General features: G+C 42.8%; 22 protein-coding genes and 2 pseudogenes. 7 read left to right on the top strand and 17 right to left on the bottom strand.

Annotated features, from left to right (window positions below; translation table 11 throughout):
* Nucleotides 1-90 precede the first annotated feature (90 nt).
* Together JEQ21_RS07955 and dhaK are read right to left on the bottom strand one after the other, a co-directional pair.
* Nucleotides 91-408: an IS630 transposase-related protein gene (locus tag JEQ21_RS07955; RefSeq protein ID WP_196091182.1), complete on the bottom strand. Its 318-nt coding sequence runs from the start codon at nt 406-408 to the stop codon at nt 91-93.
* A gap of 176 nt (nt 409-584) precedes the next feature.
* A complete protein-coding gene (gene dhaK, locus JEQ21_RS07950; protein WP_199364860.1) occupies nt 585-1,574 on the bottom strand; it encodes a dihydroxyacetone kinase subunit DhaK in 990 nt (329 codons plus the stop codon).
* 135 nt (nt 1,575-1,709) lie between these two features.
* On the opposite strand from dhaK, the gene dhaS reads away from it, so the two are divergent.
* Together dhaS and dhaQ are read left to right on the top strand one after the other, a co-directional pair.
* Nucleotides 1,710-2,240, top strand: a complete 531-nt coding sequence (gene dhaS / locus JEQ21_RS07945; RefSeq protein WP_199364858.1) for a dihydroxyacetone kinase transcriptional activator DhaS — start codon at nt 1,710-1,712, stop codon at nt 2,238-2,240.
* 9 nt (nt 2,241-2,249) lie between these two features.
* Entirely contained in the window at nt 2,250-3,233 is a 984-nt protein-coding gene (gene dhaQ, locus JEQ21_RS07940) for a DhaKLM operon coactivator DhaQ (RefSeq protein WP_199364855.1), read from the top strand.
* 58 nt (nt 3,234-3,291) lie between these two features.
* On the opposite strand, the gene JEQ21_RS07935 is transcribed toward dhaQ, so the two are convergent.
* On the bottom strand, nt 3,292-3,507 hold the full coding sequence (locus tag JEQ21_RS07935) for a hypothetical protein (RefSeq protein WP_196091051.1): 216 nt from the start codon (nt 3,505-3,507) through the stop codon (nt 3,292-3,294).
* 15 nt (nt 3,508-3,522) lie between these two features.
* Nucleotides 3,523-4,515, bottom strand: a complete 993-nt coding sequence (gene asnA / locus JEQ21_RS07930; protein ID WP_199364853.1) for an aspartate--ammonia ligase — start codon at nt 4,513-4,515, stop codon at nt 3,523-3,525.
* Between the two features lie 87 nt (nt 4,516-4,602).
* Between asnA and JEQ21_RS07925 the strand changes: the two genes are divergently transcribed.
* Together JEQ21_RS07925 and JEQ21_RS07920 are read left to right on the top strand one after the other, a co-directional pair.
* Nucleotides 4,603-5,574, top strand: a complete 972-nt coding sequence (locus JEQ21_RS07925; protein WP_199364851.1) for an aromatic acid exporter family protein — start codon at nt 4,603-4,605, stop codon at nt 5,572-5,574.
* A gap of 1,162 nt (nt 5,575-6,736) precedes the next feature.
* Nucleotides 6,737-7,765 carry an AAA family ATPase gene (locus JEQ21_RS07920; protein WP_199364849.1) on the top strand — a complete coding sequence of 343 codons (1,029 nt, stop codon included), beginning with the start codon at nt 6,737-6,739 and terminating at the stop codon, nt 7,763-7,765.
* Nucleotides 7,766-7,852: 87 nt separating this feature from the next.
* On the opposite strand, the gene JEQ21_RS07915 is transcribed toward JEQ21_RS07920, so the two are convergent.
* Together JEQ21_RS07915 and JEQ21_RS07910 are read right to left on the bottom strand one after the other, a co-directional pair.
* Nucleotides 7,853-8,338: a YkgJ family cysteine cluster protein gene (locus JEQ21_RS07915; protein WP_199364847.1), complete on the bottom strand. Its 486-nt coding sequence runs from the start codon at nt 8,336-8,338 to the stop codon at nt 7,853-7,855.
* 24 nt (nt 8,339-8,362) lie between these two features.
* Nucleotides 8,363-9,571, bottom strand: coding sequence for an ATP-binding protein (locus tag JEQ21_RS07910; protein ID WP_199364845.1), 1,209 nt, complete (start codon nt 9,569-9,571; stop codon nt 8,363-8,365).
* Nucleotides 9,572-9,818: 247 nt separating this feature from the next.
* On the opposite strand from JEQ21_RS07910, the gene JEQ21_RS07905 reads away from it, so the two are divergent.
* Nucleotides 9,819-10,085: a type II toxin-antitoxin system Phd/YefM family antitoxin gene (locus JEQ21_RS07905; RefSeq protein ID WP_199364843.1), complete on the top strand. Its 267-nt coding sequence runs from the start codon at nt 9,819-9,821 to the stop codon at nt 10,083-10,085.
* Nucleotides 10,078-10,335: pseudogene (locus JEQ21_RS07900) on the top strand (Txe/YoeB family addiction module toxin). The gene JEQ21_RS07905 and the pseudogene JEQ21_RS07900 overlap by 8 nt, the downstream one beginning before the upstream one ends.
* 122 nt (nt 10,336-10,457) lie before the next feature.
* Here JEQ21_RS07900 and JEQ21_RS07895 read toward each other — a convergent pair.
* The 6 genes from JEQ21_RS07895 to JEQ21_RS09995 form a co-directional block, all read right to left on the bottom strand.
* Nucleotides 10,458-11,978: an ABC transporter permease/substrate-binding protein gene (locus tag JEQ21_RS07895; RefSeq protein WP_199364841.1), complete on the bottom strand. Its 1,521-nt coding sequence runs from the start codon at nt 11,976-11,978 to the stop codon at nt 10,458-10,460.
* Nucleotides 11,971-12,699 carry an ATP-binding cassette domain-containing protein gene (locus JEQ21_RS07890; RefSeq protein ID WP_199364839.1) on the bottom strand — a complete coding sequence of 243 codons (729 nt, stop codon included), beginning with the start codon at nt 12,697-12,699 and terminating at the stop codon, nt 11,971-11,973. The genes JEQ21_RS07895 and JEQ21_RS07890 overlap by 8 nt, the downstream gene beginning before the upstream one ends.
* Nucleotides 12,692-13,531, bottom strand: coding sequence for an SDR family oxidoreductase (locus tag JEQ21_RS07885; protein ID WP_199364862.1), 840 nt, complete (start codon nt 13,529-13,531; stop codon nt 12,692-12,694). Before JEQ21_RS07885 ends, JEQ21_RS07890 begins: the two co-directional genes overlap by 8 nt.
* A 26-nt stretch (nt 13,532-13,557) precedes the next feature.
* A complete protein-coding gene (locus tag JEQ21_RS07880; protein ID WP_199364837.1) occupies nt 13,558-14,001 on the bottom strand; it encodes a MarR family winged helix-turn-helix transcriptional regulator in 444 nt (147 codons plus the stop codon).
* A gap of 543 nt (nt 14,002-14,544) precedes the next feature.
* Nucleotides 14,545-14,874: a GNAT family N-acetyltransferase gene (locus tag JEQ21_RS10000; protein ID WP_233340825.1), complete on the bottom strand. Its 330-nt coding sequence runs from the start codon at nt 14,872-14,874 to the stop codon at nt 14,545-14,547.
* A 5-nt stretch (nt 14,875-14,879) separates the two neighbouring features.
* On the bottom strand, nt 14,880-15,089 hold the full coding sequence (locus JEQ21_RS09995) for a hypothetical protein (RefSeq protein ID WP_233340823.1): 210 nt from the start codon (nt 15,087-15,089) through the stop codon (nt 14,880-14,882).
* Between the two features lie 65 nt (nt 15,090-15,154).
* Here JEQ21_RS09995 and JEQ21_RS07870 point away from each other — a divergent pair.
* Nucleotides 15,155-15,646 (top strand): annotated as a pseudogene (locus JEQ21_RS07870) (IS1634 family transposase); the annotation flags it as partial.
* A 264-nt stretch (nt 15,647-15,910) separates the two neighbouring features.
* Here the strand turns inward: JEQ21_RS07870 and JEQ21_RS07865 are convergent.
* The 5 genes from JEQ21_RS07865 to JEQ21_RS07845 form a co-directional block, all read right to left on the bottom strand.
* Nucleotides 15,911-16,294, bottom strand: coding sequence for a type II toxin-antitoxin system death-on-curing family toxin (locus tag JEQ21_RS07865; protein ID WP_199364828.1), 384 nt, complete (start codon nt 16,292-16,294; stop codon nt 15,911-15,913).
* Nucleotides 16,291-16,542, bottom strand: coding sequence for a type II toxin-antitoxin system Phd/YefM family antitoxin (locus tag JEQ21_RS07860; RefSeq protein WP_199364826.1), 252 nt, complete (start codon nt 16,540-16,542; stop codon nt 16,291-16,293). The genes JEQ21_RS07865 and JEQ21_RS07860 overlap by 4 nt, the downstream gene beginning before the upstream one ends.
* A 140-nt stretch (nt 16,543-16,682) precedes the next feature.
* Nucleotides 16,683-17,075, bottom strand: coding sequence for a 30S ribosomal protein S9 (rpsI, locus tag JEQ21_RS07855; protein ID WP_135038120.1), 393 nt, complete (start codon nt 17,073-17,075; stop codon nt 16,683-16,685).
* A 20-nt stretch (nt 17,076-17,095) separates the two neighbouring features.
* Nucleotides 17,096-17,542 (bottom strand): 50S ribosomal protein L13, encoded by a 447-nt coding sequence (gene rplM, locus JEQ21_RS07850; protein WP_135038122.1) that lies wholly within the window; start codon nt 17,540-17,542, stop codon nt 17,096-17,098.
* 175 nt (nt 17,543-17,717) lie between these two features.
* Nucleotides 17,718-18,611, bottom strand: coding sequence for a DUF7916 family protein (locus JEQ21_RS07845; RefSeq protein WP_199364824.1), 894 nt, complete (start codon nt 18,609-18,611; stop codon nt 17,718-17,720).
* Nucleotides 18,612-19,634: the final 1,023 nt, after the last annotated feature.

Here is a 19,634-nt window from a genome sequence, read left to right as displayed (position 1 = left end):
CATCAATATAGACAATTGGAAAGCCTTTCAAAGCTGCTAGTGATTCAAGATATTGTCGAACCTTCTTTGCATCTTGTTCTTTGTAGCTCGTTATCTTTTTTTTAAAGTGATGTTTATTTGTTTTAAGGCAGACCAAACAGAAGGAATACTGCAAGAAAAATGTTCTGCAATTTCCCTTAAAAAAGCGTCTGGATGTTCTTCTACAAATTCTTGTAATTTATCTAAAGGTATTTTTCTGGATTTAGCAACACGCTTTTTACGTTCTAAGTGACCGAGTTCTCGCTCTTGCTTTTCCCAACTGTATAAAGTGTTGGTGCTAATATTAAATAAAGCTGCTGTTTCTTTACGTGTATGTCCCTCTTTAACATATTCAAGGACACGTTTTCTAAAATCAATTCCGTATGCCATAGGAATAGTATACCACATACAGTTTATAATCTAAAAGACTATACCTCCGAAAACAACCGAATCAACTGTGCGGAGGTGGGGCTACGAACTAATTTTTAATAAAATTAGTTCTACCCCACTCTCAATCAGTTCATCACAAGGGCTTGACAAAATCAATTTTTGAAATTTAATGAGTACTACCAGGCAATGGTTTCAACCGGACTCACCAAAGCCTCTAAATCTTGTGCATTTTCAAGACGCATCAGGGTCAACGAAAGACCTGCCATGTCCAAGGAAGTCATATAATCTCCGAGTTTACGGAAGGGAACACGCACCCCTTTGGCTTCCAAAAGCTTCATCACATCATTGGCAAAAATATACTGCTCCATCAAGGGGGTTGACCCTAGACCATTGATCAATAAGGCAAATTCTTGCCCTGCTTCCGCTTGAAAATCTTCCAATAACTTTTCAACCAATTCTTGAGCCAAGTCCGCTGATGGTTTCAACTTCTCCTTACGATAACCGGGTTCTCCATGAATGCCGACCCCGTATTCAAACTCATCATCCTCTAAAACAAATCCTGGTTTCCCTACTTCTGGCAGCGTTGCTCCCGATAAAGCTAGACCAATGGTTTTGATCTGGGGCACAATTCGATCTGCTAGTTCTTTGATTTCGTCCAAACTCTGACCTTGACGAGCTGCATGGCCCAAAATTTTATGAACCAGAATTGTCCCAGCTACTCCCCGACGCCCCTGCGTATATAAACTATTTTCGACAGCGATATCATCATCCACTACCACACTAGCAACCTGGATTCCCTCCATTTCTGCTAGCTCTTGAGCCATTTCGAAATTCATAATATCACCAGAGTAGTTTTTAATGACCATAAAGACGCCGGCACCTTCATCCGCAGCTTTGATAGCTTCCAAAATTTGATCTGGAGTTGGGGATGTGAAGACAGCCCCACAAACCGCAGCGGACAACATCCCTTGACCAACAAAACCAGCATGCGAAGGTTCATGACCAGAGCCTCCTCCTGAAATCAATCCAACACGCCCTGATTTTTCCGCACTCCTTACTAACACTTGAAAGTCTTCATGCCGGTGTAGAATCTCCGGATGAACTGCTACCAAGCCTTGAATCATCTCTTCTACTACTGCCCGTGGATCATTGATAATTTTTTTCATCAGCTAAGCCTCCTTTATTTTCTCCCCTTTATTATAATTTTAAAATGCAAAAAAGATAAGGGACAAAACAAGAAAACTGTCCCTGTACGAAAAGGATCTTTGCTAGAATAATAGTAGGAAGAAGTGAGGTATCCTATGGCATCATCTCTGATTACGAAAAAACGCATCGCAAAAGCCTTTAAAGAACTATTAGCAGAAAATGATTTTGATAAACTATCCGTTGTAACCATCATGGATCGAGCTGGTATTCGTCGGCAAACTTTTTATAACCATTTTCTGGATAAGTACCAACTCCTCGATTGGATTTTCCAAAATGACTTGAAAGAACAAATCGCAGACAATTTGGATTTCATTTCTGGGAGACATCTCATCCAAGAAGTGTTTCACTATCTAGAAGAGGAGGCAATCTTTTACCAAAAAGCCTTTGAAATTCAAGGTCAAAACAATTTTTATGCCTACTTCATAGACTACTGCCAACTAATGGTAGGAAAAATTCTCAATGAGTACCCTACTCATCCTAGTCTAGTTGAGGACCCATCCTTTCTTGATTTTCACAAAAACTATCAAGCCCGGGCCTTGGCCGAAACCATCAAACAAGTAGTCCAGCACCAAATCCCCAAGCCCCATCCAGACCACATCTTAGCAGAAATCACTGGACTAAAATAGGAGAAGATTATGACTTCTATACAAAATCAAACAGCCCAATCCATTCCGGCCTATGTCGAAGCAAGCCTTGCCTTGCACCCACACTTAACCAAGCACCCTCACTTACCCCTCGTCTATCTGAAAGAGAGGAACCCACACATCATCCCGATTCTATCCGGTGGTGGTTCCGGGCATGAACCAGCTCACATGGGATATGTCGGAGACGGAATGTTGACAGGAGCTCTTTATGGACAACTCTTCACACCTCCCAAAAAAGTAGAAATCCTCAAAGCTATCCGTTTCTTGGACCAAGGACAAGGTGTTTTTATTATTATCAAAAATTTCCCTGCTGACCTTCTTGAATTCCGAAGTGCCATCCAAGAAGCTCGGCAAGATGGACACCAAGTTTCCTACATCCTCTCCCACGATGACATCTCCATTGAAAACAAACAAAAATACCAAATCAGAGGTAGAGGACTCGCTGGAACCATTCTTCTTCATAAAATTCTGGGACACGCGGCACAGGCTGGGGCAAACTTACAAGAACTTGAAAACTTAGGCTTGACTCTATCCAGTCAAATTGCCACCATTGGTTTTGCCTCTAAAACAAGCACACTCTTTGAAAAAACACGAAATACTTTCACAATACCAGAAAATTATATTTCCTATGGAATTGGTATCCATGGGGAAGAAGGCTACCGTCTGGAACCATTTGAGAGTTCAGAACAACTAGCCAACGAGATTCTCAACAAACTCCGACTTCACTTTCATTGGAAAACAGGAGATTCCTATATTCTGCTCATCAATAATTTAGGAACTACCAGTGAATTAGAGATGGGGGTCTTTACCCATGACCTCCTCCAACTGCTAGACATCCAAGGAATCCATCCGACTCTCATTAAAAACGGTCGGTTCATGACCAGCCTCGATATGGCCGGTATCTCCGTCACCCTTTGCCCAGCCAGCGATTACCTAGAAGCCTTGCTGGCACCAACCAATGCTTTCGCCTGGTAATTCTCTTTTTCCAAACCTTGACCCCTTAAAAAAGGCCGAGTGTGAAAACTCGACCTTTTTACGCTTCTTTTTCCTCCACCCGAGTAAACCGATGACTTTTACCAATCAGGCGGACTTTTTTATCACTATTTCCAGTACCCGCTCGAATGAATTGGTCTTCCGTGACATCATGGTACTGATGAATCAGACCGCTGACATATTCAACTTCCATGATGCCATTTTCCCAACCCATGGACTTAACCATGCGAGTGCCTTTAGCAGGATGTCGTTCCATAAATACACCATCCGTTTAGAGGATATTGTCAAAGCTATCATAGACGTCTTGTGGCCAGACACTGGATTGAACTTCTCCAATATGTTTTTTCCGCAAGAGGAACATGGCTAAACGAGATTGGCCAATCCCTCCACCAATTGATAGCGGGAAGAAACCACGAAGCAGGGTTTTATGCCAATCGAATTCTAAGCGCTCTTCATCACCCGTAATGGCCACTTGGCGCTTGAGCGCATCTTCATCCACCCGGATTCCCATGGAAGAGAGTTCAAAGGCAGAACCCAATTGGTCATTCCAGACCAGAATATCCCCATTCAAGCCCTTATAGCCATTCTCAGTCTCCGTTGTCCAGTCGTCATAGTCCGGTGCGCGGCCGTCATGCGGCTGTCCATCCGCTAGCACGCCTCCAATCCCAATCAGAAAGACCGCCCCATACTCCTTAGCAATCGCATTTTCTCTTTCTTTTGGACTTAAGTCGGGATAAAGGTTGACCAGCTCCTCTGTATGCACAAAGGTAATCTGTTTGGGCAAAATGGCTTCGATATCGTACCGGGCCTCTACGGCCAATTCTGTTAGGCGGATCGCCTTGTAGATTTTTTCAACTGTATCCTTCAGATAAGCTAAATTCCGTTGACCATCTGGAATCACCTTTTCCCAGTCCCACTGGTCGACATAGACAGAATGAGTTGGGTCTAAGGAATCCTCATCCGGACGCAGAGCCTTCATATGAACAAAGAGACCTTCTCCCTCATTAAAACCAAAGCGAGCCAAGGTGTGTCGTTTCCACTTAGCCAAGGAATGAACCACTTCATAAGTTGCTTCTGGAATCAACTTCACATGCACTTCTACTGGATGCTCAATGCCAGACAAGTTGTCCTGCATTCCGTCCCCAACACGAGACAAAATCGGACCTTGCACCTCAACGATTTCTAATTTGTCTTGTAGGTATTGGGTAAAGGTGTTTTTGACAAAGGAAATTTCTTCTTGCTGATGGATAAAGTCTTTTTTCATAGTTTCTCCTTCATTCTCAAGCCCTCAGGACCTCTACTAAAGTTAGGTATATGATACACTAAAATTAGAAAAAATCAAGGAGGCCCCATGTCCATTTTTCAAAAAAGTGTTAAAGTTGTCTTGGTCATCTGGTTAGCCGTCCAACTGGCCACCTTTTTCGGGCTTAACTATCCGTCATCTGCGGGGATTATTGGTTTGCTCAGTTTATTAGATACGCGACGCTCAACACTCCTTACCGCTAAACGGCGTGTTTTAAGTATGACCTCAGCCATGCTTGCGGCTATTGTCTGTTTCAGTCTATTCGGACTTAACATTTGGGCCTTTGGACTAACCATGGCTATCTACATTCCCATGGCCTATAAATACGAATGGGACATCGGCTTATCCGTCTCCACAGTTGGAGTTTTTCACCTCCTCGATACCGGAAGCTTGGCCCTACCCGTCATCCTAAATGAAATCGGCCTTTTCGCAATCGGGGTTAGCCTGGCTCTCTTGGCCAATGTCTATATGCCTTCCCACCAAAAAGAAATCATCGCCGCAAAGGACCGGGTCGAATTCCTCTTCAAAGGCATACTCCTGCGCTTCCACCATATCCTCTCGACCGGAGAGGCAAGTGAGGAGACTTTCCGTACCCAACAATTGGAAAGGGAGATCCAAGCAGCCCTTGAGCTGGTTTACCGTGACCAATCCAACCAACTTTTTCAGCGAACTGACTACGAAGTGCATTACTTTGAAATGCGTTTGGAACAATGTTACTACCTCCAACAAATGGTCGAGGACATCAACCACTGCCACTTTTCTGCGGAGGAGAGCCTGATTCTGGCCCAACTCTTCAAGGACACCGCCCAACAACTGGAAGACAAATCCACCCCAGTTCATCTGATTGATCGGATTGACCAATACCTAGAAGCTTTTCGCCAACGGCCACTCCCAAAGAGTCGCGAAGAATTCGAATCCCGCTCTATGCTCCTGCAAATCTTCCGTGATCTGGAACGCCTCATCCTCCTAAAAGTCCACTTCTACGAACGCTATCCCCACGACCAACTCACAGACGAATAAATTTTTTGAAACTATAAGTTTCGTTTAAGGAAAGAACGGTATACTTATTCCATAGTTGAGGAAGACCTCAACGACTCCTAAAACTTTTCTTTTTCATAATAATCTCCTATAAGGGCCTCAGTTCTAATGAGGCCTTTTACTTTTGGCAAATGTTGTGGGAATGAGAACACTGGGGAGATTATTGAGACAAGGTGAAGTGGGGAGCTATGCTTCCACTTTTTTACCTCGCTTTGCTCGGCATCCGTCGCTCTAGCTCACTCCGTGTCACAGAGCGAACGGACATCATAATCTCCTATAAGGGCCTCAGTTCTAATGAGGCCTTTTACTTTTGGCAAATGTTGTGGGAATGAGAACACTGGGGAGATTATTGAGACAAGGTGAAGTGGGGCACTATGCTTCCACTTTTTTACCTCGCTTTGCTCGGCATCCGTCGCTCTAGCTCACTCCGTGTCACAGAGCGAGCGGACATCATAATCTCCTATAAGGGCTCCGGAATTACTGGGGCCTTTTACTTGTTTAGGAACGGATATTGTTTGACTTGCCGGGGAGATTATTGGGGAGCGGTAAAGCGCAGAGCACTTTTTTACCTCGCAAGCTCGGTATCCGTCGCTCTAGCCCACTCCGTGTCACAGAGCGAACGGACATCATAATCTCCTATAAGGGCTCCGGAATTACTGGGGCCTTTTACTTGTTTAGGAACGGATATTGTTTGACTTGCCGGGGAGATTATTGGGGAGCGGTAAAGCGCAGAGCGCTTTTTTACCTTGCAAGCTCGGTATCCGTCGCTCTAGCCCACTCCGTGTCACAGAGCGAGCGGACATCATAATCTCCTATAAGGGCTCCGGAATTACTGGAGCCTTTTACTTGTTTAGGAATGGCAATTATTTGACTTGCCGGGGAGATTATTGGGGAGCGGTAAAGCGCAGAGCGCTTTTTTACCTCGCTTTGCTCGGTATCCGCCGCTCTAGCTCACTCCGTATCACAGAGCGAGCGGACATCATAATCTCCTATAAGGGCTCCGGAATTACTGGAGCCTTTTACATTTGTGGAATAGTTTAAGGAAATTTTGACAAAAAGTATATACGAGTGTATAATGGAAATAAAAAGTATATACGAGTATATAAGGAAATATAAAAGTATATACCAATATATAGGAGATGCTATGACACCATTCACGACTATATTTGGTAAATTACCTAAAGTTTTTTTGAACAGAAACCAGGAATTTGAGAATCTGTTAAAAAATCTCGACAACCCTTACTCCGATGCACAATCTACTATCATTACAGGAGTTCGAGGTTCAGGAAAAACCACCTTTATCACGAAGTTAGAAAATGAACTACCTGAACACTGGATTCCCATCACACTGATTAACACCCCTTCCATTGTGTCCGAGTTGATTGCAGAATTAAGCAATAAGGTTAATAGAGAAATTACACTGAGCAATTCTATACAAGTTAAAAACTTTAGTGTATTGGGACTAACCATTGAGAATGTCCAGTCTCAAAATACTACAAATCAACAACAATTAATTGACCTATTGACTATTTGTCAAAATGCTAATCGGAAAGTTGTCGTTTTAATCGATGAAATTTCTAGTTCTAATGGTATTAGAGAGTTGTACTCACTTTTTCAGCTCCTTATCCGTAAAGACCTTCCTATTAGCATTGTTTCAACAGGTCTTCCGGAAGATATTAATGAAGTTATTACCGATAAAATTTTAACTTTCCTACTACGCTCAAATATAATTGAACTCTCTCCTCTCACCATTGATGATATCGAAGAGGCTTATATCAAACATCTATCACTCGACCGTTCTGTTGCTGGTTATGCTGCAGAGAAAACCAAAGGATATGCCTATGCTTTTCAATTACTAGGTCAATTAATGTATGAGAAAGAATCTACAACCATCAACGATATCGATGAAATTATTCCAGATTTTCGATATTTGCTTGGAAAAAATGCCTATCGACTAATCAAACAACGACTTTCAGAGAAGGATGAAATCTTCTTAAAAGCAATCAAATCAGAAACAAAGATAGCAGATCTGATTAAAGAAACGAAATGGGATAAAAACCTTATTAATACATATAAGTATAGACTTATAGATAAAGGACTTGTCTTTCAGCCACAACGTGGATATGTTGACTTAGTTTTACCTGAATTTGATATTTTCCTTGAAAATTTCTGAAACCGCACCAATAAAATAGATACAAAACCTCCCCTCAGCTTTTACGGGATAGCTGAGGGGAGGTCTGATTTTAAAATAGAATGGATATTATTTCAGCTGTTCTTGTAATTTTTCTACAAAGAGATAGGCTGCTGGGCAGATGAGGGTGTTTTGGATGGTAAGATGGTTGATTTGATAAATCTTTTTACGGTCTGTATGCGGAAATTCACGGCAGGCTTTAGGACGAACATCGTAGATAGAGCAGAGATTGTCCTCGCCGATAAACGGACAGGGCATGGATTGAAAGACCTTATCACCATCTTCATCCACGCGCAGAAAAGCCTCCTCAAAGGCAGATAATTTCATGCGAAACGTTTTGGAAATGCGCGTGATGTCTGCCTCTGTCAAAAGAGGACCTAAATGACGACAGCAGTTGGCACACTGGATACAATCAATCTCCTCAAACACTTCTGCATGAATTTCCTGGCTAAGTTTATCTAACTGTTTAGGAGGTTTTTTCTTAAGCCCCGCGAGGAACTTTCGATGCTCTTTTTGCTTCTGCAAAGCCAACTGATGATAGCGTTCTAAATCCATTTTTGATTTCCCTTCTACAAATCTCTAGGACTCTTCTAATAACCAATTCAGGAGCGCCTTCTTTTGAATCCCATCATAATTAGCTTCTGGCTGGATTTGATCCAATGTTAGAAGATATTTAGGATACTGGTCCTTGATGGCTTGCAATGGACGAAGTTCACGCTCAAGTGTCGCAGGATCTAGAGTCGACAGACTCACCTGAAAGTACTGATAAGCTCCTGTGTCGGTCACAACAATAAAATCCACTTCGTATTTACCTATATTTCCGACATATACTTTAGAAAAACGCCGTCTTAATTCCAAATAAACAATCGATTCAATCATATGCCCTAAATCTTCTTGGTGATCTGGTAGGAGCAATTGGCGAAAACCAAGGTCAACGCAGTAAAATTTCTCTAGTCTTTGCAAAAGGGTTCGCCCTTTGACATCAAACCGAGGGACAGCGTAGAACAATAAGGAATCCAACAAAGCATCCAGGTAGCCTTCTAAGGTGGTATTGGATACTTTGACTCCTTGACTAACCAAGGTATTCCGAATTTTATTCGTAGAAATTGGACTCCCCATGCTACTGAGAAGCGTCCGTACTAAGCGTTCTAATAAATCTGGGCTAGCTGCACCGGCCCTAGGCAACACATCATTCAACAAGATCGTGGAATAGAGACCTTGTAAGTACTCGATACGCTCGCGATAACTCTCTGTTTGCAACAAATAAGGAAAAGCGCTAAACAAATAGTCATTGAACAGCTGACTTTGCGACAAACCTTCCTCCCTCCGCCCAGCTACATATTCTGAAAAGGATAGGGGGAGAACTTCTAACTGAACATATCGACCCGTTAAATTCGTTGCCAAATCACTGCTCATGAAACGAGCGTTAGAACCTGTCAAATATAAATCAACATTCGGCTTGATAAATAAGCTATCCGCAACCAACTCAAACTGATCCACATGCTGGATTTCATCTAAAAAAATATAGTAGGTTTCTGGAGTTTGAAGCTGCTCCTCTAAATACCGATTCAGAGCCTGAAAATTTCTCAAATCATAATAGCGAAGATCTTCAAAATTAATCACTAGAATTTGACTTTCCGCCACACCTGACTGAATCAGCTCTTGCCGAAAAAGCTGAAAAAGAACCGACTTACCAGCCCGTCTTACGCCACTGATTACCTTAATGACCTGTCGATCCCGATGTCGATTTAAAAAAGCGACATATTCTGGTCTATCTATCCATTTCATTGAACCACCTCTCTAAGAGTATACCAAAAACAACCATTATTTCCAATCAATTGGAAATAATGGTTGTTTTAAAATTTAATTTCTAATTAACTAGAAATAATTTCCATATATGAAGTCAATCCACTACCAATTGTGATATCCTAAATCTTAAATCCATTCTACATCTTTGGTCCCTATTTTTTCTTAAAACAACCAAGGATTTTTGGTACAATATATCGTACAATATTAACGAGGAGGTGAGAACGTCATGGAAGCTGTTACTTATTCAAACTTTCGTCAAAATTTGAAACAATATATACGTCAAGTTAACGAGGATGCTGAACCACTCATTGTCACTTCAAAAAATGTTGAGGATACCGTTGTCGTTCTATCGAAGCGCGACTATGATAGCATGCAGGAAACCTTACGTATCCAGTCCAACAATTATCTCATGAATAAAATTCGAAAAGGTGACCACCAATTCCAAATAGGGGACTTTCAAACTCATGAATTATTGGAGGTGGCCGATGAATAAGGCATGGTCTGATGAAGCTTGGGATGACTATTTTTACTGGTATGAACAAGGAAATAAAGCGACCATTAAAAAAATCAACCGATTGATAAAAGATATTGACAGGCACCCATTTACAGGCATCGGCAAACCTGAACCGCTCCGACACGATTTAGCGGGATAATGATCTAGACGGATTTCAGAAGAACACCGCATTATCTATCAGGTTGATGACACCTCCATCTATATTTGTCCCTGCAAAGACCACTACTAAACCAATCTGTAAAAATCCTCAATCCCTTCTATTTCATCAACGGGATTGAGGATTTTTTTATACTTTCTTCAAAGGTAAATCTAATCCGTTTAAACAACCTCTACCGAATTCAATAAACCTAATCACTCCTTGAGCAAACCTTCTTCTTTTAAGAATTCCTCAGCTACACTACGGGCATCGCGTCCTTCAACGCCTACTGCATAATTCATTCGACTCATCTGATCTGCTGTAACTTTCCCAGCTAATTGATTCAGAATCCCCTCTAATTCAGGATATTCTTTCAAAAGTGATTGACGCATGAGAGGAGCCCCTTGATAAGGAGCGAAAAGCTGCCGATCATCTTCAAGAACAACCAGGTCATACTGAGCCAACTCTGCATCCGTAGAGTACGCATCAATGATCTGAATATCTCCAGACGCAATCGCCTGGTATCGCAAGGCTGGCTCCATGGTCACAACATCTAAATTTAAGCCATATAAGGATTGCAGACCCTTATTTCCATCCTCCCGATCATTAAATTCTAAGGTAAACCCGGCCTTAAGACGCCCTTCTACCCTCTTCAAATCTGAAATTGTTTTCAGCTGATATTCCTCCGCAATGGCCCTCGGAACCGCTAAAGCATAAGTGTTCTGATAGGCCATGGGTTTTAGAAGGGCCAGGTCATCCTGTTTGGCAATCCCATCACGCGCCGCCTCATAAACCTGCTCCGGATCATGACTCAACTCTGGTGCTGGTCGCAAGAGACTCCCCGTGATCGTCCCCGTAAATTCAGGGTAGATATCAATATCCCCTTTCTTTAAGGCCTGGTAGAGAAAATCCGTCTTTCCAAAATTGGGTTTGACCTCAACTTGTAGCTCTGAATTTTCTTCAATTAAAAGTTTATAGGCATTCATCAGAATCTCAGGCTCAGGCCCGAGTTTACCCGCAATGACTAGGGTCTTCTCCTCCTGTTTGGGAAGAAGTGTGGTTCCCAAAGATACTCCAACTCCCAATAAAAGGGCTGCAAAGGCTGCCGCAATCGTCCTTAACTTAGCCTTCTCCATCCACTTCAACAATAGATTGAAAAGAATAGCCAACAAAGCTGCTGATAGAGCCCCAATTAAGATAAGACTGGTATTTCGACGATCAATCCCCAATAAAATAAAGGATCCCAGACCTCCAGCACCAACCAGAGCCGCTAGCGTTGCTGTCCCGATAATCATCACACCTGAAGTCCGAATTCCCGACATGATAACCGGCATGGCTAAAGGCAACTGATACGTCTTCAGACGCTCCCACTTAGTCATTCCAAAAGCTAGCCCAGCTTCTTCTAAACTTGGATCAACACCATTTAAGCCTGTTATTGTATTTTCTAAAATCGGAAACAGAGCATAGATGACCAAGGCGGTTAATGCTGGAAGAGTTCCAATTCCCATGAGTGGGATAAAGAGCCCCAGCAAGGCCATGGAAGGAATGGTCTGAAAAATCCCAGCAAGCTGCAAAACAAGAGCCGATAAACGCTTGTTTTCTTTCAAACCAAAAGCTAGTGGAAGGGAGAGCAAAATCGCTAGAAGCAAGGATAGAAGGGAGAGCTGTAAGTGTTCCCCTAAGGCTTGTACCCACTCAGCAGACCGCTCCTGAAAGGTAGTGACCAAATCAAGCATAGGCAGCACCTCCAAACAAATCCGCTACAAAATCCGTAGCAGGCTCCTCTAAGATCACCTTTGGAGTCGCAAACTGGCGAATTTGCCCAGCCTCTAGTACTGCAATGCGATCCCCCAGAAGTAAGGCTTCATCGGTATCATGGGTTACAAAAATGGTTGTCATCCCGAACTCCTGATGCAGCTCCTTAATCAAAATCTGGAGTTGTTTCCTGGATATGGCATCTAAAGCCGAGAAGGGTTCATCCATCAGTAAAACTTCCGGTTCGCCAATCATGGCCCGGACAATTCCCACACGTTGCTGCTCCCCACCAGATAATTCACTTGGCATCCGAGTCGCATAGACTTCAGCTGGCAATCCCACTCTAGCTAATAATTCTTCTGTCCGAAGACGAATTGCCTCTGCAGTCCAACCTTTCATTTTGGGAATGAGAGCAATATTTTCCGCAACTGTTAGATTGGGAAAGAGGGCAATTTGCTGCAGGACATACCCTGTAGATAAGCGCAAAGCTCGCTCATCAAAATCTTTGATCCGTTTGCCTTCCCGATAGATATTCCCGTCACTAGGTTCTAGCAAACGATTCAGCATCTTCAATAAGGTTGTTTTCCCTGAACCTGACGGTCCTACCAGAACGATAAATTCCCCCGACTGGATTTCCAAATCAACACCTTTTAAGACATTCTTATCCTGGTAAGAGAGGGCCACCCCTTCATATTTAATCATAAAGCTCCTTCAACCAAACTTCTTTCAAAGACTTAGGCGGACGACCTAAGACACGCGCTACATCTGAAGAAAGACCCGCTTGCTCTCCCGCTGCGATGGCAGTATAGGTCGAAACCCAGGAATCATATTCCCACTGTTGCGCCGGCCATTGCTTACGAGATTCGTAGGATTCCGCAAGGGTTTCATCAATATACTGGTAGTTCTCTCCAGTGACTTCTGCCCCAATACGCAAGACATCTTCCATGGACAAGTCTTCAGGTCCCGTTAGATTCAAGGTTTGATTGGCCCAAGAATCGGCATTCAATAAGATTGTAGCTGCAACCTCTGCCGTATCTTGACGTGCCACCGCAGATACTCGACCTTGACCCGCAGGACCACGAATTTCCCCATATTCCTCCAATAAACCTCGGAAAAATTCTAAATAAAAATTGTCCCGCAAGAAGGTGTAGGTGAAACCTAAATCTTTGATATACCGCTCGGTCTGGGCATGATCCCGCGCCAAGGTAAAGGTAGCATTCTCAGCAGCCCCGTAAAAGGAGGTATAAACAATGTGCCGAACACCCGCAGCCTTAGCCGCATCTAAAAAAGCCTTATGCTCCGCAACCCGATCCTCACTCTCACGTGCCGATACAAACAAGAGTGTATCAATCCCGGTTAAGGCTGCTACAACCTCCGGTCTATTGGCATATTGAACCTTTCGAATCTCTGCCCCTGGGAGATGAGAAGCTTTTTCTGGACTCCTGGCTAGATGAATCGCCTTGTGTCCTGCAGCAGCTACTAGCTTCGCCGCAATAGCCCCTAAATGACCTGTCACTCCCGTAATTCCAATCATTGTCATTGCTCCGTTCCTTTCATGTCCTATACTTCTGTTGACATTAAATTCGCCAGGATACGCTCTTGGTAAGCCTCAAAATCTCGGATTTCCTGTTGAGAGAAGCCTTGGTAAAAGATGTTTCCCAACTCACGACTTACCCGGTCACCAATCTCCTTTTGTGACCATCCTAGTTCCGTTAAGATCACATACTTTTTCCGTTTATCATTCGCACAAGGCCGAACTTCCACCAAGCCCTGCTCCACTAACTTTTTAATCATCGAAGTTAGGGTATTATTGGCCAAACCCGTTTGGAGTGCAATATCCGTAGCCGTTGCCCTCCCATCCTCGCACTGCCAGAGCACTGATAAAATTTTTCCTTGCTCACTTCGATAACGAACTTCTTTCTCTTTCCTTAATAATTTTTGAAAAAGACGCCCGTTTAACAAACGAATGTGCAAGTTTTGATAACCACCTTTCCACTCTTCCATCTGCTCACCTCTTTACTTCGATATAGAAATACTTTAACACAAGCGGCCAGCCAAGTCAAGAAATTTCTATATAGAATTAGTTGTACAAAAAAATAACTCCTGAAGCAACTCTAAGTTGCATGATTTCAGGAGTTAAGCTGTGCAAAGGGATTCAAAAAGGCGCGTGAGGATAAATACACTCCTCACAATGATGTTAAGAAATAACTTTGACGCAGTGGTTGATTCGGTCAAACAGCTAAAAGGCTGTTTGAGGTATCAGATAGGATTTGCGAAGCAAATAACAATTGTTCGCTTTTATTGACTCAAAGAGGCAATTCCTGACTCTTTGACCTCCGAGAACAACCTAATCAACATTGACATGAACTGCGTTCATTTCATCTGTAAACTCTAAAGGCATTCAACATGCCTTTAGACCAGAGGTGGCTACAAACAGTCTGGGAATAGACTGTTTGAGCCCGAGCACGAAAATAAAAGAGCAGGTCGATTTGGGGATAAATCGTTTCAGCTTACAACTTGAAATAAAGACTTGTAACGAACTCTGTTTCAACTTAATGAGTTCTTTCTCACTCCCCATTCTTCTCGCAGAACACCATATTTAACACTATCATAATACACACCTTGCCAGTATCGGACTTTGCGAATCCGGGCTTCTTGTTTCAGACCTAACTTCTCACTAGATTTCATCATTCGTTCATTGCCAGACCAAGTGGTTAAACCGATATGTTCAATCATGTCAAAGGTATCAAAAGTATCGGAGATCCATTCCCTTAAAGCTTGCGTGCCAAACCCTTTCCCCCAATAGTTCTCGTCGTAAATCACAATCCCAATCTCTAACCAGCGGGTTTTCTCATCCTCCCAATAACGAAACAGCATCCCCACTAAAACATCATCCACATAGATTCCCTGTTTATATTTCCCTTCATTATAAAAAAGAAGGTATTGCAGAATTCCTCAAATGTGTAAGCCTTATAGTCGTCATAATAAGGACCATTCCACTTTGACCATTCGGGATTTTCGACCGCAAATCCAATCTGCCATAATTGGCGCATATCCTCTTTTTCAATCGGTTTGATTTTTAGAGACCCCATCACCCTACTCCTTTCACACATATGTTAATTTAAGACTAGTATAGCATAATCCCTAATCCATCCAAGTCTTCCAGCGAATTTTAAAACCAGACAGTAAGTTAGCGACTTTTGAATCTCAAGAAGATTTATTTGGAGATTGGGACATTAACCTAAATGCAGTTTATCGCCTACTTGATAAGTTAAACGATATTAAGTAGGATATCCAACTCCATCTTCATCAAGAAATCAGTCGCCTAACCAATCGGGAAGGACGCCTTGTATTTTACGATGTGACCAACTACTATTTTGAAACCGATATTCCTGACGAAGAAGAAATCTCTGAAGATGAGGAGGTTCTCAAGGTTGGCCTGCGTAGACGAGGTCCAAGCAAAGAACATCGACCTAAGCCAATCGTTCAACTAGGTCTCTTTATGGATACAAACGGCATCCCCATTAGCTACAAGCTCTTTCGGGGAAATCAAACAGATCCAGTCACCTATCTCCCAGCAGTTGAGGAAGTGAAAAAACAATTTGGAATTGAGAGAATTGTCGTTGTAGCGGATAAGGCCATGAATAGTGCCAAAGCAACTCGTTTACAAGATGATTACTACAGACTTCAAGAGAGTCCGAATATGCAGGAGTTAAATAAGCTTCTTGGAATTGACTGGACAAAGGGAGTTGTGAAGTTCGAGGAATTAAGAAATTATGCTAGAGGTTCATATACAACACGAAAATAATTAAAAAAGACAGCCAAACTCCTTGTCCCCCAAGGGGTTAGCTATCTTGTGTCTTTTTTAAAGTGATAAACTCGGGAGTATAACACAAACACCTTCCGTAAATCCTTAGCGAACATAATCCTGAATCTTGACAAATTCCAAAATATCATCATATCCTAGCTGTGAACTCGCTACTCCAACTCCTAATTCAACTAGTTCTTCGTCTGTACAATCTAATACAATACCATTAATTTCTAGCAGAACCAACATAGCGAATATGCCAATTCGTTTATTGCCATCAATAAAACCGTGATTTTTAATCAGCGAATAACAAAGTCTAGCTGCCTTTTCTTCAATTGAAGGATATTGCTCCACCCCAAAATAGGTCTCAAAAACATTGGCAACCGCTGACTCAACTAAACCTAAATCTCGCACTCCATCTGTTCCACCAGAGGCAGCAATAAGTTGACTATGCAGACCTACGATTTGATCCGTTGAAAGTTGCTTCATTTGGCCAATTCCTTAAAAGCATCTAGGTGGCGAGACAAAATAGAGTTTGCAACTTCATCCACACTCGCTTGATCTGCAACAACAGCTTCTTCCTCTTGAACTAGTGTATTATAATCGACTAGGACATACTTAGGCTTGTTATTTTTCAAGATGACAGCTGTGCCATTGCTATCTACCAGTCTAGCTACTTTGGAAAAATTCTGATTTGCTTCCGTGATTGGAACTAGATTTTCTATGTTAATTTGCATGGTTTCGTCCTCCTTTTCCATACTATAGCACTTTTTATCTAGAAAAGCAAAATTATAGGATAGAAACATCCTAGGTTTGTTTTTGTATAGCAAAAAAGAACCCCCACAAATGTGAGAGTTCTGTCTTCTCCAACAAACGATTAACGTTTTGAGAATTGTGAAGCTTTACGTGCTTTCTTAAGACCTGGTTTCTTACGTTCAACCATACGAGCGTCACGTGTAAGAAGTCCAGCGCGTTTCAAGCTTTGGCGGAAGTCTGGGTCTACTTCAAGAAGCGCACGAGCGATACCGTGACGGATAGCTCCGGCTTGACCTGCGTAACCACCACCGTTAACGTTTACGAATACGTCGTAAGAACCAGCAGTTGCAGTGACTGCAAATGGTTGGTTGATGACCAAACGAAGGTCAGCGTGTGGGATGTACTCTTCAACGTCTTTTTTGTTAACTGTGATTTTACCAGTACCTGGAACCAAACGTACACGCGCTACAGCGTTTTTACGACGACCAGTACCTGCATATTGTGCTTGTGCCATAGTTTCATCTGCTCCTTTCCTTAGATAAGTCCTGAAATGTCAAGAACTTCTGGTTGTTGAGCAGCATGAGTGTGTTCGCTACCAACAAATACTTTCAATTTCATACCTTGAGCACGTCCAAGTGTGTTGTGTGGAAGCATGCCTTTAACGGATTTTTCAATCAAGCGAACAGCATTCTTAGAACGCAACTCACCAGCAGAGATCGATTTCAATCCACCTGGGTACAATGAGTGAGTGTAGTAGATTTTGTCTGTTGCTTTTTTACCAGTCAATTTCACTTTCTCAGCGTTGATAACGATAACGAAGTCACCAGTATCCGTGTGAGGTGTGAAAGTTGGTTTGTTCTTACCACGAAGAACAGAAGCAACCACTGCAGAAAGACGTCCAAGTGGGACATCAGTTGCGTCAACAACGTACCATTTGCGTTCAACTTCACCTGGCTTAGCCATGTATGTAGTTTTGTTCATGATTTCTCCTATAGTCAATCTCGTTTTTGTTTACAGTGTGGATGTTCCGGTCCACGAGTTATTTGGAAGGTTCCGGGGCCTTTCAAATGGGGTAAACAATACCGTATTCCATACTATCAAATATGGCGAAAGTCGTCAAGATATTTTCCTTACTTTTTTTAAATTCAAAGCGGCTTTACCTTCTAACTGACTGCCCCATTTTGAAATAGGTGTGCCGTTTTCCCCGAACCGCTAGGGAAAGGGCCAGAATATTCTCTGGGTCTGGCATGCGGCCATATGAGCCATCCCCAATATGGTGGATATCGGAGCCCACGCGTTTGTTGCTGAGGGCAAAGTCCCGGACTGTTTGGCTGTCTGCACTTTCCTGGCTGGTTCCAATAGTCGAAATGACCAAGGCTCCTTGGGCTTTGACCTGATCCACGATCGGTGCTAGCTGGTCTTCACGGACGCCCGGAACTGTGCCAACTGCCGGTACTAAGATCCCATCAGCTCCCAGGCGGACAAAGTCGAGGAGTGCCGAAGCATCAACGACCGCTTCCCCCAGGCCAGCGCCGTGCATCTTCCCAGCGAACACCAAGCCTGAGAAGTGTTGTTTGGTCAGGGCAATCGCTTCTGAAATAGCCGCCAGAGAAACCCCCGTTGCGGGGTTGCCCGTCAACATAATAAAGTCTACGCCCAATTCTTGAGCTTGTTGCAGACTCTGGGGGCTAACCAGACGACCGGCTGGCAGGTCCACTTGGTTTTCCAAGAGCTCCTGTGATCCATCCACAGGCTCCAAGTTAATCCCAATTGGCCGACCAGTTAAGCGTTTAAGCTCCGCAATCGGATTGGGACAATCATAGAAGCCGACAATCTCTGGCTTAAAAACATCCAGTTCATTCAGAACAAGCAGGTCACAGCTAAAAGCAGCCATCATCTCGGCATTGCTGACACCTGCAATCAAAGGAGCAGCTGTGACCACCGTCTCTCCCATCACAATTCGACCTTCACTAGCCCTGATGGACCGTTTCAAATCCTGCGGGCTCATTGCTGCAATATCACTAGCATAGGTTGACAATAAGCGTTTCATCTTTAATCCTCCACTTGACAAGTAAGATTTGTTTCTCCATAAGCTTTACAACTTCATGCATTAAAAGGGCGGTGCAATACTCGCAATGAGTTTTTTCAACTCGGATGCCCTTGGGGAAAGTAGTCCTATTTCTTAACCCAGGAAAAAATCCCCTTTCCTTTTATACCCCACAGACAATCTATTTTCCAAAAGTTTGGAATCACACAGCAGCCCTTCTTCATTTAGGACCATGTAACAGGTCCAAAAACTGATTGAATACAACTAATCTAACACAAATATTTAAAATAACAAAGAATCTACTGATCTAATATCAACTACTCAAGGAAGCCCGCAAGGAGCACTCTATGCTTGATGACTTTAGGATCTCCATAAAGATTCCTATTCCAATCCATTTCTCAAATCACATCAGGGGTACTATCCTGTCCCTTTCTTCTTTTCGACTTAACAACTCCATGTATCCTAACTAAGGAAAGGTTATTAGAAACAGACATCCACGCTTAGGGCAAAGTCGTGCCTTGCTCTAAAAGCCAGCAAGAGGCTACTTGCAGTGGAGGACAAGGATATCTATCGCTAATCTGATGCGACACCACCTTGCCCACATTCGTTCCAGAGCAAGCTACATCACCTTCCTGAGCCACCGCCCTTGTCTTTAGATCCGATTTATTCGATGGATATAGCATTGGACCTGGAGTTGAATCGTTCTGTGGTAGCAACTTATACTCGAAACAGTTCGAAATCTGAAAAGGAAATCCGATGAAGATAGTTCAACAGGTCTGGGAGACCTGTTGAATATTATCGCTAAAGAGGCTGGGCAAAAACTAGCTTATAGAAATAAAAAAAGTGAGCAATTCCAGAATAGAGTTGCTCCTTTTTCATTTTATGCTTTATAATTATAATAACCACAAAATAACTAGAAAGAAATAAAATGTATAAACAGTATAACACAAATCAACTCAGCCTTGACCTATCTATTGCTTGGGATATCCCTGAAACTCATGAAGCACGTCTCATTAGCCAGTTTGT

The organism is Streptococcus sp. 121, from assembly GCF_016458205.1.
Lineage (GTDB): Bacteria > Bacillota > Bacilli > Lactobacillales > Streptococcaceae > Streptococcus.
Note: the sequence above shows the minus strand (reverse complement) of the source record. Positions and strands in the feature narration are given on the sequence as shown.